Annotated in this window: 15 protein-coding genes; 8 read left to right on the top strand and 7 right to left on the bottom strand. The window is 67.6% G+C overall.

Going from position 1 to position 12,295, the window contains the following annotated elements; all coding sequences use genetic code 11:
• Nucleotides 1-2 precede the first annotated feature (2 nt).
• From AC5RT8_RS08215 to AC5RT8_RS08200, 4 genes are all read left to right on the top strand, one after another.
• The gene (locus AC5RT8_RS08215; protein WP_494095230.1) at nucleotides 3-809 is read left to right on the top strand and encodes a carbon-nitrogen hydrolase family protein; all 807 of its coding nucleotides are present in this window, start codon (nucleotides 3-5) and stop codon (nucleotides 807-809) included.
• A 197-nt stretch (nucleotides 810-1,006) separates the two neighbouring features.
• A complete protein-coding gene (locus tag AC5RT8_RS08210; RefSeq protein ID WP_494095229.1) occupies nucleotides 1,007-1,567 on the top strand; it encodes an RNA polymerase sigma factor in 561 nt (186 codons plus the stop codon).
• Complete coding sequence (locus AC5RT8_RS08205; RefSeq protein WP_494095228.1) at nucleotides 1,551-2,318, top strand: hypothetical protein; 768 nt, start codon at nucleotides 1,551-1,553, stop codon at nucleotides 2,316-2,318. The genes AC5RT8_RS08210 and AC5RT8_RS08205 overlap by 17 nt, the downstream gene beginning before the upstream one ends.
• Before the next feature lie 120 nt (nucleotides 2,319-2,438).
• Nucleotides 2,439-2,699, top strand: coding sequence for a hypothetical protein (locus tag AC5RT8_RS08200; RefSeq protein WP_494095227.1), 261 nt, complete (start codon nucleotides 2,439-2,441; stop codon nucleotides 2,697-2,699).
• Here the strand turns inward: AC5RT8_RS08200 and acs are convergent.
• The 5 genes from acs to AC5RT8_RS08175 all read right to left on the bottom strand — a co-directional run bounded on the left by acs (nucleotide 2,696) and on the right by AC5RT8_RS08175 (nucleotide 8,585).
• The gene (acs, locus tag AC5RT8_RS08195) at nucleotides 2,696-4,660 is read right to left on the bottom strand and encodes an acetate--CoA ligase (RefSeq protein ID WP_494095226.1); all 1,965 of its coding nucleotides are present in this window, start codon (nucleotides 4,658-4,660) and stop codon (nucleotides 2,696-2,698) included. The two genes, AC5RT8_RS08200 and acs, sit on opposite strands and share 4 nt — an antisense overlap.
• Complete coding sequence (locus AC5RT8_RS08190) at nucleotides 4,651-5,481, bottom strand: ABC transporter permease (protein ID WP_494095225.1); 831 nt, start codon at nucleotides 5,479-5,481, stop codon at nucleotides 4,651-4,653. Before AC5RT8_RS08190 ends, acs begins: the two co-directional genes overlap by 10 nt.
• The gene (locus AC5RT8_RS08185; RefSeq protein WP_494095224.1) at nucleotides 5,478-6,536 is read right to left on the bottom strand and encodes an aliphatic sulfonate ABC transporter substrate-binding protein; all 1,059 of its coding nucleotides are present in this window, start codon (nucleotides 6,534-6,536) and stop codon (nucleotides 5,478-5,480) included. Before AC5RT8_RS08185 ends, AC5RT8_RS08190 begins: the two co-directional genes overlap by 4 nt.
• A 110-nt stretch (nucleotides 6,537-6,646) precedes the next feature.
• Nucleotides 6,647-7,462: an ABC transporter ATP-binding protein gene (locus AC5RT8_RS08180; RefSeq protein ID WP_494095223.1), complete on the bottom strand. Its 816-nt coding sequence runs from the start codon at nucleotides 7,460-7,462 to the stop codon at nucleotides 6,647-6,649.
• Nucleotides 7,463-7,760: 298 nt separating this feature from the next.
• Complete coding sequence (locus AC5RT8_RS08175) at nucleotides 7,761-8,585, bottom strand: hypothetical protein (protein ID WP_494095222.1); 825 nt, start codon at nucleotides 8,583-8,585, stop codon at nucleotides 7,761-7,763.
• Between the two features lie 178 nt (nucleotides 8,586-8,763).
• On the opposite strand from AC5RT8_RS08175, the gene AC5RT8_RS08170 reads away from it, so the two are divergent.
• Together AC5RT8_RS08170 and AC5RT8_RS08165 are read left to right on the top strand one after the other, a co-directional pair.
• Nucleotides 8,764-9,381, top strand: coding sequence for an alpha/beta fold hydrolase (locus tag AC5RT8_RS08170; RefSeq protein WP_494095221.1), 618 nt, complete (start codon nucleotides 8,764-8,766; stop codon nucleotides 9,379-9,381).
• Between the two features lie 67 nt (nucleotides 9,382-9,448).
• Nucleotides 9,449-9,868, top strand: coding sequence for a CoA-binding protein (locus AC5RT8_RS08165; protein WP_494095220.1), 420 nt, complete (start codon nucleotides 9,449-9,451; stop codon nucleotides 9,866-9,868).
• Here the strand turns inward: AC5RT8_RS08165 and AC5RT8_RS08160 are convergent.
• On the bottom strand, nucleotides 9,865-10,698 hold the full coding sequence (locus AC5RT8_RS08160) for a DUF1206 domain-containing protein (RefSeq protein WP_494095219.1): 834 nt from the start codon (nucleotides 10,696-10,698) through the stop codon (nucleotides 9,865-9,867). The genes AC5RT8_RS08165 and AC5RT8_RS08160 overlap by 4 nt on opposite strands.
• 115 nt (nucleotides 10,699-10,813) lie before the next feature.
• On the opposite strand from AC5RT8_RS08160, the gene AC5RT8_RS08155 reads away from it, so the two are divergent.
• Nucleotides 10,814-11,200 carry an MmcQ/YjbR family DNA-binding protein gene (locus AC5RT8_RS08155; protein ID WP_494095218.1) on the top strand — a complete coding sequence of 129 codons (387 nt, stop codon included), beginning with the start codon at nucleotides 10,814-10,816 and terminating at the stop codon, nucleotides 11,198-11,200.
• A complete protein-coding gene (locus tag AC5RT8_RS08150) occupies nucleotides 11,197-11,769 on the top strand; it encodes a DUF1990 domain-containing protein (protein WP_494095217.1) in 573 nt (190 codons plus the stop codon). The genes AC5RT8_RS08155 and AC5RT8_RS08150 overlap by 4 nt, the downstream gene beginning before the upstream one ends.
• Here the strand turns inward: AC5RT8_RS08150 and AC5RT8_RS08145 are convergent.
• The gene (locus tag AC5RT8_RS08145) at nucleotides 11,745-12,281 is read right to left on the bottom strand and encodes a GNAT family N-acetyltransferase (protein WP_494095216.1); all 537 of its coding nucleotides are present in this window, start codon (nucleotides 12,279-12,281) and stop codon (nucleotides 11,745-11,747) included. The genes AC5RT8_RS08150 and AC5RT8_RS08145 overlap by 25 nt on opposite strands.
• Nucleotides 12,282-12,295 lie beyond the last annotated feature (14 nt).

Below are 12,295 nucleotides of genomic sequence, written 5' to 3'. Positions count from 1 at the left end.
AAGTGTTAGTCAGCGTCGGTCAGTTCAGTCCCACGGGAGATGTCCGGGAGAACCTGGACACCATGCGGTCCCTTGCCGGCAAGGCCCGGGCCGAGGGATCCGAGCTGATCATTTTCCCCGAAGAATCCATGTTCAGCATCGGCAAGGTGGACGGCCCGCTGGCCGCCGCCGTCGACGCCTCATGGACCACTTTCGTCTCCCAGCTGTCCCTGCTGGCCGCTGAACTGGACATCGCCGTAATTGCCGGCGGCTACGAATCCAGCAGCGAGGAACGGCCCTTCAACACCCTGGTCCTGATCGATGCCACCGGCCGGATTGTGGACACGTACCGCAAGCTGCACCTCTATGACGCGTTCTCCTACGCCGAATCGTCCCGGATCAAACCGGGCGACGGCGGCCTGAAAGTCATGCAGGTAGGGGACCTCCGGGTGGGGGTCATGACCTGCTATGACCTGCGTTTCCCGGAACTGTCCCGGGCGCTCGCCGACCTCGACGCCGACCTGCTGGCCGTGCCGGCGGCCTGGTTTAAGGGCGAACACAAGATCGACCACTGGGAAACCCTGCTCAAGGCGCGCGCCATCGAGAACACGCTGTGGGTTGCCGCCGCGGGAACCTCCAGCCGGCATACCGTGGGACATTCCGTCATTCTGGACCCCATGGGCGTGCCGCAGGCGGCGCTGGAGGAAGAGCGCGAAGCGGTGGTGACAGCGGACGTCACCCGCCGCAGGATCGACGATGTACGCGAGTTCCTGCCGGTCTTGAAGAACCGCCGCTTTGCCGGAAACGCGAACATCGTCGAGGCGCATTAGGGCCGGGCAGACCCGGCACAAAAAAACTTTCTGCGGCTGCGTAACCTTTTGCTAGCCGCCGTCGATTACCTCTGTGTAACGGCCGCGCCGAGGCTTATCCCCCCAACGAGCATCGGTGTGGCCGTTGCGCGCAGGTCTGCGGCGGCGGACACGGTAGCATTTGGACCACTCCCGCATCCTAGGAAAGTGAATCCGCCGTGCCCGCACCGCTTACTGAGCAAACGCTCCGTGATGCGCGTGCCCGTAAACCCGCGGCGCTGCGGGAAATCTACGACGACTTCGCGCCGGGGATCCTCGGTTACCTCCGCTCCAAGGGATGTGACGACCCCGAAGCTCTCACGCAGGAAGTCTTCCTGACGCTGTTCGCTCGACTGGACACGCTCAAGGGAGGGCTCCGCGGCGCCCGCACCTTCGCTTTCTCCGTTGCCCACGCCCGTATGGTGGACGACGTCCGACGGCGCGAGCGCGAGCCGGCAATCACCGTATTCGAGCCGGAACTGGACCGCCGTGAGTCCGCTTCCGCCGAGGAAAGCGTGCTCGGCTCCGAAGCCGGAGCCGCGGCCCTGCTGGAAGGACTCACCACGCAGCAGCAGGAAGTCCTGCTTCTACGCGTGGTGGCCGACCTTTCCATCGAAGAATCGGCGAAGATCATGGGACGCAGTGCCGGATCGGTCAAACAGCTTCAGCGCCGTGCACTGGGCGTACTCAAAAACCAACTGGAACGGAAGGAGGCACCGGACAATGAACGAGCTTCCTGACGCGCAGGATCGACGCTACGTCCGCGGCCTCCTGGCGGAAGCCGGCGTGGAGGAGACGCCGGAGCTGGTAGAGGCGCTGGTGGCCCTGCGCAGCGGATCCCGCCCAGGGGTTCCGGAACCCCAGCCCGAACTCGCTGCCCTGTTCGAGGGAGCGCCCGTACCCCTTCGTCCCCGCCGCAGGCGCGGCCGCGGAGTCATACTCGGTACAACCCTGATCGGGGCGATGGCGGTAGGCGCCGGCGGTGTGGCGGCCAACCCGGATTTCCTGGTGCGGGCAGATCCCTCTCCCGTTGTCAGCTTCACCCCGGAGGCCCCGTCGCCGGAACGGGCCGAACCGGCGGAAACGGAGCAGCCCGCCCAGATGGAGACGCCCGTGGCGGTTACCGAGCCCCAGCCCGTTCCCGTGGTCGAGGACATTCCCCTTCCGGCTCCGGTACCCGAACCCGAACCCGAGCCGGCGCCGGCGGCCACCGTTGTCCCTGCCCCGGTTGTGCAGCCCGGCGACCGTGCGCTGCCGGGCCCTGGAGAAGGGGGCGGGCCGTTTTTCAATCCGCCGTCGGGTTACGTGCAGCATGACGGCCCCCGCTCCGGGGACCGGGCGCAGGATCCCCGGCATGCGGACGGCCATCTGCCCGGCGGCCGGGAATCCACACGCGAGGGTCCCGGCCGGGGCAACGGTTGGGGCAGCGGCGGCGAAAACTCCCGGGACCGCGGACCCTCCGGGCAGGGACACTCCGGCCCGGGCCGGTAGGTCGAGCCCCTTCCTCGGGTGGTCTTGGACGGATCAGGTCCGTCCCCGTTGCGGTGAGCACGGAACATGGGCTTAGGTTGCAGTTGGGACGCGTGCTCCGCAGGCATTCAGGAGGCCGCAGTGGACGAATACGTGATTGTTGTTGAGACGGGCTACAAGATGGCCTCGGCTGCCCACCGGGTAACCTTCACCGAGCCGATGAGCCGCAGGGAAGCCGTTCGTCTGTTCCTCGACGTGATGGACGGCCTGCGGGAGGACCTGCTGCCGGCCCGGACGGACAGCTCCATCCTGGAGGTCTCGGCCACCGAGTTCCTGCAGGTCCATCAGGCCATGGGCGGCGCCATGGTGCTGGACCGGGTCACGCTGACCAGGAAGCACTAGGCCCCCGCTTCACGCCGCGCCGAACACACCGCCTTGATGGCCTCAATGCAGGGCTCGTTCTGCAGGCTGCTGGTGTCGCCCAGCGCGCTGCCCTCGAATAGCTGGGTGAGCAGCCGGCGCATGATCTTCCCGGAGCGGGTCTTGGGCACATCGGGAACGACGACGACGGCGGCGGGCCGGGCGATCGGCCCGATCTCCCGGGCAACGTGCGCCCTGAGGACCTCGGCGGCCCGGACGGCCTCGGCTGCTTCCGTCAGGACCACAAACGCCGCAACCGCATGCCCGGTGCGGGCATCGGCAACCGGGCAGACACCGGCTTCCACCACCCAGGGGTGGGACACCAGGGCGGACTCGATCTCGATGGTGGACAGCCGGTGCCCGGACACATTCAGCACATCGTCCACCCGCCCCAGGATCCAGGTGTCGCCGTCGTCGTCGTACCGGGCGCCGTCGCCGGCCAGGAACCATCCCTGCGGCGCGTACTGCCGCCAGTAGGAGTCCAGATAGCGCTGCGGGTTGCCCCAGACCGTCCGGGCCATGCCGGGTCCGGGGCGGTCCACCACAATAAAGCCCTGCGCATGCGGTGCAACGGTTTCTCCGGCAGCATCCACAATGCGGGTGGAGACGCCGGGCAGGGCACGGGAGGCGCAGCCCGGCTTGAAGGACGGATCGGTGGGGCGCGGGGACAGAATGGCTGCTCCGGTTTCGGACTGCCACCAGGTGTCCACCACGGGCACTTCGCCCCGGCCGAACTGCTCCCGCAGCCAGCGCCAGGCCTCCGGATTCACCGCCTCTCCCACCGTGCCGAGCAGGCGGATGGAGGAGAGGTCATACCGGGCGGGCACACCCTCCGGGAACCAGCCCATCAGGGACCGGACCAGGGTGGGGGCGGTGTAGTAGCTGGTCACCCCGTAGCGTTCGATGATTTCCAGGTGCCGGCCCGGGTGCGGGGTGTCGGGGGTTCCCTCGAAGATCACCTGCGTGGCACCGTTGGCCAGCGGTCCGTAGATCTCATAGGTGTGGGCGGTGACCCAGGCCAGGTCGGCGGTGCACCAATGGACGTCCGCGGCCCGCTGCTGCGGGTCCGGGTGGGCGAAAAGGTACTCATAGGTCTGGGCGGCCTGCGTCAGGTACCCGCCGGTGGTGTGCACCAGTCCCTTCGGCCGGCCGGTGGTGCCCGAGGTGTACATAATGAACAGCGGGGTTTCGGCGTCGAAGGACCGGGCCTGGTGGCTGTCCGACGCCGGATCCACGGTCTCGTGCCACCACACGTCGCGTCCGGGCACCCAGCCGATGTCCGACCCGGTGCGGCGGATCACCAGCACGTGCTCAATCCTGTTCTCCCCGGACACCGCGGCATCCGCGGTGTCCTTGACCGGTATGGCGGCCCCGCGCCGGAACTGGCCGTCGGTGGTGACCAGCAGCTTGGCGCCGGTGTCCTCCACCCGGAACTTCAGCGCTTCGGCAGAGAATCCGCCGAACACCAGCGAGTGGACGGCACCGATCCGTGCACAGGCAAGGGTGATGACAATGGTTTCCACCAGGACGGGAAGGTACACCACCACCCGGTCCCCGGCCCCGATGCCCAGGGCCTCCAGGGCGTTGGCCGCACGGGAAACCTCCCGCAGCAGCTGGGCATAGGTCACGCTGCGGCGGTCCCCGGGTTCGCCCTCGAAGTGCAGGGCAACCCGGCTTCCCTGCCCGGCCGCCACGTGTCGGTCCAGGCAGTTGACGGACGCATTCAGGCGGCCGCCGCTAAACCATTCAATAGCCGGGACGCTGTATTCCGCCTCCGCTTCCGGAACGTCCGGGCCGCTGAGCCGCCGCGGTGGGTGGAAGGTATGAGCGGTGTGCCAGGGTTCGTCCCACTGCAGGCGGCGGGCGGCGGACTCCCAGAAGGCAATCCGTTTCCTTTCGGCGGCGGTGTCAACGGCGGGGATGGACGGTGTGGTCAGGCCCATTTCCGCACCGCCCTTTTCTCCGCGACGCCCAGCAGGGCATCGGTGGCCTTCCCGATGACGGCCAGTGTGATGATGGCCAGGAACATCCGGTCGGTCCGGCCGTTGTTCTGCGAGTCCATCAGCAGGAAGCCCAGTCCCATTGAGGATGCAATCAGCTCCGCCGCAACCAGGAAGAGCCAGGACTGGGCGAGCGCGAGCCGCAGGCCCGAAAAGACGGCCGGCACGACGGCCGGCAACTGCACCGTGGTCAGCAGCTTCACCCCGCGGAGCCCGAAGGCACGGGCTGCCTCCACCAGGTTCCGGTCCACGTGGCGCAGGGCCAGGGCGACGGTGGTGAAGACCGGAAAGAACGCGCCGATGGTAATCAGCGTGATTTTGGAATCCTCGCCGATTTTCATCCAGAGGATCAACAGCGGAACCCACGCCAGGGAGGGAACCGCCCGGAGGGCGCCGATGGCCGGACCCAGCAGGGCGTCGGCCAGCCGTGACAGGCCGAGCAGGGCACCCAGAAGCAGTCCCAGGGCGGCACCGATCAGAAAACCGGTCAGCACGCGTTGGGTGGAAATCGCCACATGGGTGCCGAATTCGCCGCGCTGCACCAGGTCCGCCGCGGCATCGTACACGGCGCCGGGGGAGGGGAGCTGGACGGCGCTGAAGACCCCGGTGGAAGAGGCGAGCTGCCAGGCTGCGGCCAGCAGTACCGGGACGATAAGGCCCAGGCCGAGCCGGGGGAGCCGCCGGTCCAGCCGGGCGGCCTTCGATGCCGGTGCAGGTGTGGAAACGCCGCCCGTGCGGGCGGGGGATGCGGCGGGGGACGTCATGAGCCGGCTCCGAGGGAGTCCGGGTCCGCGTTCCGCACATAGGAGTCGTCCAGGAGGCTGTCCAGCGCATCGTCCACCTGCTCCTGGCTGGCCACGTCGCCGGTCTCCACCAGAGTGGGGCCGATTTTCGCCAGGACGGACCGCTGCGCCCCGCCGGGCGCCGGGTCCACGTCCAGGTTGCTGCGCTCCCCGATCACCGTTGTGGCGACGGCGGGGTCCAGGCCGGCAACATCTGCCAGGATCTGCGCGGTTTCCTCCGGGTTGGCTGCTGCCCAGGCACGGGCCTTTTCGTACGCGTTGACCACTGCCTGCGCCTGCTCCGGATCTTCCGCGAGGAAGGACTCGTTCGCTGCAAGGAGCCCGTAGGTGTTGAAGTCCAGGTTGCGGTAGGCCAGCCGGGAACCGTTCTGCTCGGCTCCGGCCATGATGGGATCCAGGCCTGCCCAGGCATCCACTGACCCGTTCTCCAGGGCGGCGCGGCCGTCGGCATGCTGCAGCTGTTCCACGGTGACATCGGAGAGGGACAGCCCCGCCTCGTCCAGCGCCTGGACCAGGAAGAAGTACGGGTCGGTCCCCTTGGTGGCGGCTACGGATTTCCCGGCCAGATCGGCCACGGAAGTGATGCCGGAATCGGGGCGGACCACCAGAGCCGACCATTCCGGCTGGGAAAAGACGTCTATGACCTTGATCGGGGAGCCGTTGGCCCGGTTAAGCAGGGCAGCCGAACCTGCGGTGGAACCGACGTCGACCGCCCCCGAACGGAGGTTTTCATTCGCCTTGTTGGACCCGGCGGACTGGACCCATTCCACCGTGACCCCGTCATCGGCCAGGGCGTCCTCCAGCCAGCCCTGGTCCTTGATGATCAGGCTCAGCGGGTTGTACGTGGCGAAGTCCAGAGTGAGCGTCCCGCCGTCGGCCTCCTCAACGGCGGAGGCACCGGTGGTGTCTTCCCCGGCGACGCATCCGGTGAGGGCGAGGCAGGCGGCGGCAGCGGCGGCGGCGAGCGTGAGGGGCACGCGCCGCGGGAGGCGGGGCAGGTAAGAACGGCTGTTCATGATGGTTCCTTAGGGGAGGAGGGTGCGCGAAAGCGCAGCGAGGGTATGCAGGCGGGGGCCGGGGGCGGCGTAGTGGGCACGGTGGTGCCCTTGAGGAGACCCGGGGAGGGCTAGTGGCGCTGTACGCCCAACAGGGCGAGGAGCTCGCCGCGCATTCGGGCAAGCTCCGCCGAGGCTCGGTCCCGCGGCCGGCGGCCCGGGACGCTGACAACCTCGGTGATGGTGGCGCCGGGAGCGCTAGCCTCGGGGCCGAGGACCACGATGCGGTCCGCCAGCTGCAGGGCTTCATCCACGTCATGGGTGACCAGCAGGACGGTGGCAGGCGCGGCCCGGTGCAGGGAGAGCAGCAGGTCCTGCATCTTCAGGCGGGTCAGGGCATCCAGGGCGCCGAAAGGTTCATCCAGCAACAGGACGCCGGGTTCCCGGGCGAGGGCCCGGGCCAGGGAGGTCCGCTGGGCCATGCCGCCGGACACTGCCCGCGGCCGGTGCTTGGCGAAGGCGGACAGCCCCACCAGGTCCAGGAGCTCGGCAACCTTCGCCTTTCCCCGGCTGGCGCTCGCGGACTTCGGGAGCCCGATGGCGATGTTGGCCTGCAGCGTCTGCCAGGGTAGGAGGCGCGGTTCCTGGAAGGCGACGGCGCAGCGGTCATCGATTCCGCTGACGGGCTTGCCGTCAATCAGGACACCGCCTGCGGTGGGGAGGTCCAGCCCCGCGGCTGCCCGCAGCAGTGTGGACTTGCCGCACCCGCTGGGGCCGAGGATGGCCAGCACCTCCCCGGGACGGACGTCAAAGGTAATGTCCCGAAGGACAATGTGTTCATCAGGGCCGGTGCCGAAACTGCGGCCGAGCCCGGCGAACCGAACCGGCAGGGCGGACCCGGCGGCGGAAGGGGATGCGGACGTGGAAGAGGGCAATACTGCAGTCATAGAAACGCTCCATCGATCCTGGCAGTAGCACCCTACGGAAGGTGTCCTGAGCCGGGGTAACGGCTTCCTGCGACACCAGCCTCGTTATTGCCGCAGCTCAAGGAGGAGATGCGGCAACCAGGGTTGCTGCGGCTTCATCGATCCAGGTCTCTCAGCCGCTCGGGATGGTCAAGCACTACTAAACCTGCCTGCGGGACGGCGGGCAACCCCACTGCGTAATATTTCGCGGCAGCCCGGATCGCCGCCGCGTCACCCGGGGCGGGAATGCCCGCGCCGATACAGGTCGTGCGCGGCAGGGTCAGCTGCGAAGCGGTTCCAAGGCGGGGTGGTCGGTGATTCCACGTTCGCCGTACAGTGCCCAGACGAGGTACGCGCCGGCCAGCGGTGCCTGCGGCCCGCCTATGAGCAGTGGTTCGGCTGAAGGAAATGCCAGTACCAGGCTGTTGTTCTCCGGCTCGGGGTAGCAGGCGGTCACCGCGGAATAGTAAAAGCTCAGCCAGCGGCCGTTGGCCAGGCAGATGATTCGCCGTTCAGTGAGGAACATTTCGGTGTGCTGAAGTTCCCGCCACTGTTCACGGGACGCCGCTTCGGCAGCCCGGCGCCGGGAACTATTGGCCATGGCCGTTACACCCATTCCGGCGAGTACAAATGCGGGATGGCCCCAGAAGAATCCCGACGTGTGGATGTATTGGCCGTTGAGGCCGTAGTAACGCGCGTAGTCCGCGCTGATGTGCAGCCGGACGTTTTCCCCCGGTTCGAGCACGATGCCCCACATGCGTTGCGCTGGCGGCTGCTGGTTGTGCGCCAGCTGCCGGGTCAGGTGGCGGGCGGCAGACCAATGCGCGGAGTGCAGCTGCCGCAGGTCCTCCTCCGCACGCTCGGACTTGGTTAGGTGTCCGGCAGAGCGGCGGTAGCTGCGGAAGATCCGGTGGGCATTCCGTCCTGCGCACACCAGGAAAATGATGCTGGCAACCACCCACACGAAAAACACCAGAAGGGCGAGCAGGGCCGCCTGAACTTCCGGCAGGCCGGAGGCGATAACGGCGGACGAGATAAGCCCCGCAGCGACATAGGCAGCGACAGTGCCGAGCAGCGGAACGATCCAGCCCAGGTGCTTCTTCATACCGGTCACCCTAGCGGCCGGACAACCGGAGCCACAGACTTGTCCACAGGTGTATCCGGTCCGCGCGGTCAGCCTCCCGCCGCTACCCGTTGACCCCCGCCCGCGGGCGCTCCTACCCTGCCTTAAGGGTCATGGCCGCGCCCGGCCCGTGAGTCCAGCCACCGTGTAAGGGGTTGTTATGGCCAGCTCAAATGCCGCATCCGGAAAGGCCCTGTCCGCCGATGGAACGCCCATTGCCTGGTCCCGGCAGGGCAGCGGGCCGCCGCTGGCCATTGTGGGACCGCTCCTGGCACACCGCAGCAGCCCCGCGACGGTGGCCCTGGCGGATGCCCTCTCGCAGAACCACACCGTCTACACCTATGACCGGCGGGGGATAGGCGAAAGCGGCATGGGCGAGGAATACACTGCCGAGTCCGACGTGGATGACCTGCTGGCGGTCCTTCAGGTGGCCGGAGGGTCGGCTGACCTTTACGGTTTCGACGAAGGGGCGTTCCTGGCTCTTCGGGCGGCGGAGGAATCCACCGTAGTCAGCCGGGTAGTGGCACTGGAACCCACCCTCTCCCTCTCCGACGGGGAGGACGAGCTGATGGTCCTGCAAAGCGAAATCGAGGGCCTGGCCGGGGTTCGCATTCCGGTCCTGGTGATGGCCGGCAGCAGCAGCGGCGACGAGACGCAGGACCTGGCCCGGCAGACCGCAGACGCCCTCGATTCCGGAGAGTTCCTGCTGGTGGAATCGGACACCCGGGGTGTTCCGGATGCAGCGCTGACGGATGCCATCGAGTCTTTTTTGATGTAGCCGGGCCGGACCTGGACGGCGCGTAAGCTGGGATTCCCATCACCGGCTCCGGCAAAGGAAGAAAACTGTGGCACACGTCAATGATCCTGCGGTAATCGAACGGCTGCTCCGGAACAAGGCGGCACGCTGGGCCGTCGTCGGCCTGTCCAACAACCCGCTCCGCCCCGCCGTCGGCGTCTCCCGCTACCTCCAGGACCACCTGGGAATGGACATCATCCCGGTCAGCCTCAAGGGCGACGACGTCCACGGCAACAAGGGTTACCGGAAGCTGGGCGAAATTCCGGGCAGCATCGACGTAGTGGACTGCTTCGTGAACTCCGCCCGCGTGGGCGACATCGTGGACGAGGCCATCGAAGCGGGTGCCAAGGCCGTCTGGCTGCAGCTGGGCGTGGTGGATGAAGCCGCCGCTGCGCGTGCCGCGGCGGCAGGGCTCGACGTCGTCATGGACACCTGCCCGGTCATCGAAGCGCCGCGCTTCGGACTCTAGAGCTTGGCGAACCTGGCACGGATCACGCCGATGTACAGCCCGTAGAGCATCAGCCCGGTCCCCACTGCGGCGAGTGCACCGGCACCGAAGGGCTGGCTCCGGAGCGTGTGCAGCGCGCCGTCGAGCCCGGTGGACTCCTGCGGGTCCGCCTGCACGGCGGCCAGGGTAAGCAGTATGCCCAGGATGCCGAGCGAGATCCCCTTGGCAATGAAGCCGGCCACGCCGGTGATGTCCACGGCCCGCTGCCATAGACCGCCCGGGATGCCGGTGAGATCGCGCCGGAAACGCTGGGAGGCACCCTTGAAGATGAAGTATCCGCCGACCCCCACGACAACCAACCCGGCGAGTCCCAGGAGCCACTGCCCCGCGGGGACCGCCAGCAGCCGGGCCGTCCAGCTGACGGAGGAAGAGCTGCCGTTGTTGCTGCCGAGGCCGAGCGCAAAGGATGCAAAAGTCGTGCCGATGGCTGTATAGAGCACTACCTGACCGGCATTCGAGGCCCGGTTCTTCCAGAGCTCCTTGTCCTTGGGCTGCGTTCCGGTGAAGAAGATCCGGGTGAGCTGATACAACGCCAGTGCGTAGCAGCCGAGGAAGCAGAACCAGACCAGCACCAAACCGGCGGGACGCTCGGCAACGGCGGCGACAGCGCCGCTGGTGTCCGCGTTGCCGGAACCGCCGGCGGCAATCTGCAGGGAAATGGCACCGATGACGATATGCACGATCCCGCTCGCCACATAGCCCACCCGGGCAAAACGCTCGAAGGCTTTGGAATCGGCAGCGCGCTCCGCTGTATCGCTGACGGACCTGCCATTGCTGCCGCTGTGTCTCAAACCATGTGCCTTTCCGCTCTGCTGCCGGCACCGCCGGAGGCAAAATACCTGTTTTTCCTATCCTGTCATCCGGGGGCAGCGGCAGTGCAACTGTCGCGGTATTAGGCTTTCGGGTATGGATGCGGGCGAGCTTCGGGGGTTGTGTCTTGCGCTGCCCGGGGCGTTTGAGGATTTCCCGTTCGGTCCGGAATCCTCGGTCTTCAAGGTGCGGGCCGCGGGCGGAAAGGCCAAGATGTTCGCCCTGGCCGCCCTGGACGCCGAGCCCCTGATGATCAGCCTGAAGTGCGAGCCCGAGTTGGCGCTCCAGCTGCGGGCCGCTCATCCCGAAATCACCGGGGCATGGCACATGAATAAGACCCACTGGAACCAGGTGGAAGTTGCCACCGGCCTGTCACACGGGATGATCCGGGACATGGTGGAGGACTCCTGTGACCTGGTGGTGGCCTCCCTGCCGCGCAGGGACCGCGAATCCCTTGCCTGGAAGGGGTTGGCGGACGGATGAGGGACACCGGCTTCACCTACGCGGAACAGGGAAAAACCGAGCGGCCCTATCCGGCGCCGATGACGGACCGCTGGCCGAAGGGGTACCGGCTGGTGCTGCGCACGGAAGAGCTGGAGGTGGCCGATCCGCAGGCCGGTTTCCTCCGCCTTACCGACGGGCTGCTGGACTGGGACCTGCACCGCCGGGCAGGGCTGAACGTGGCATCCGGTACGCCGCGGGCGGCGCCGGGGGTGGCCATGGCCTCGGGCGTGGGGTTGTGGCGGGTGCGGTACTACGCACCGTGCCGGGTGATCTGGGCGGCAGAGGCTGTGGTCGACGACGCCGGCACGCCGGTCCGCGGGCAGCGCAGCGGTTTCGGCTACGGCACCTTGGCCGGGCACCCGGAGCGCGGCGAAGAGGGGTTCTACGCCGAACTCGGCGAAGACGGGCGGCTGTATTTCCGGATCGCCGCTTACAGCCGGCCGGGCAACCGGCTGGTGGCCGCCGCAAACGCCGTCAACGTGCGGGTCCAGCAGTTTTACACGAACCGGTATTTCACGGCGGCCTACCGGCTGGCGTCCGGGAGCTGATTCCTCCGGAGGGCGAACGTCACGGTGAGGCCGTTTCCCTCTTCCGGCATGAAACCGGCGCTCAGGAGCAAGGACTGGGAAGCTTCGTTGCCCGGCTCCGTGTACGCAATGATGGTGTCCACCTCCGGGTAGGTGAGCGCGGCCCGGGCCAGGGCCACCAATGCTTCCGTGGCATAGCCCTGTCCTTGGCTGGAGGGTGCAACGTTGTAACTGACCTCCACCGCGCCCTCGTCGGGGAGCCCGGCAAAGCCGATGGTCCCCACGACGACGGCGGTGGAACGTTCGCGGATCAGGCGGGTGCCGAAAGCGGCCGCTGCGGGGCCGAGCAGTCCGGTTTCGAAGAACTGGCGGGCGGCGTCGTAATCAGTGGGCTGGGGGAAGTCCTCGGCCCAGTCCGGACGGCGCGTCTGGATGATGAGGGCGTCCACCTCGGCCACGGTCATCAGGTCCAGGGACAGCCGCTGCGTCGGAATGCCGGCGTCCGCGGCCAGGTTCTCGGGGATTATGCTCACGAGCTAATCTTGCA

The organism is Arthrobacter sp. Ms25 (assembly GCF_059090365.1).
This window is presented reverse-complemented; position numbering and strand designations above follow the sequence as displayed.

Bases quoted from the DNA above. Each gene is read 5' to 3' on its own strand.
- AC5RT8_RS08205 (WP_494095228.1), top strand. From the start codon at position 1,551: ATGAACGAGCTTCCTGACGCGCAGGATCGACGCTACGTCCGCGGCCTC.
- acs (WP_494095226.1), bottom strand. From the start codon at position 4,660: ATGGGCCTGACCACACCGTCCATCCCCGCCGTTGACACCGCCGCCGAA.
- AC5RT8_RS08190 (WP_494095225.1), bottom strand. From the start codon at position 5,481: ATGACGTCCCCCGCCGCATCCCCCGCCCGCACGGGCGGCGTTTCCACA.
- AC5RT8_RS08185 (WP_494095224.1), bottom strand. From the start codon at position 6,536: ATGAACAGCCGTTCTTACCTGCCCCGCCTCCCGCGGCGCGTGCCCCTC.
- AC5RT8_RS08180 (WP_494095223.1), bottom strand. From the start codon at position 7,462: ATGACTGCAGTATTGCCCTCTTCCACGTCCGCATCCCCTTCCGCCGCC.
- AC5RT8_RS08175 (WP_494095222.1), bottom strand. From the start codon at position 8,585: ATGAAGAAGCACCTGGGCTGGATCGTTCCGCTGCTCGGCACTGTCGCT.
- AC5RT8_RS08170 (WP_494095221.1), top strand. From the start codon at position 8,764: ATGGCCAGCTCAAATGCCGCATCCGGAAAGGCCCTGTCCGCCGATGGA.
- AC5RT8_RS08155 (WP_494095218.1), top strand. From the start codon at position 10,814: ATGGATGCGGGCGAGCTTCGGGGGTTGTGTCTTGCGCTGCCCGGGGCG.
- AC5RT8_RS08150 (WP_494095217.1), top strand. From the start codon at position 11,197: ATGAGGGACACCGGCTTCACCTACGCGGAACAGGGAAAAACCGAGCGG.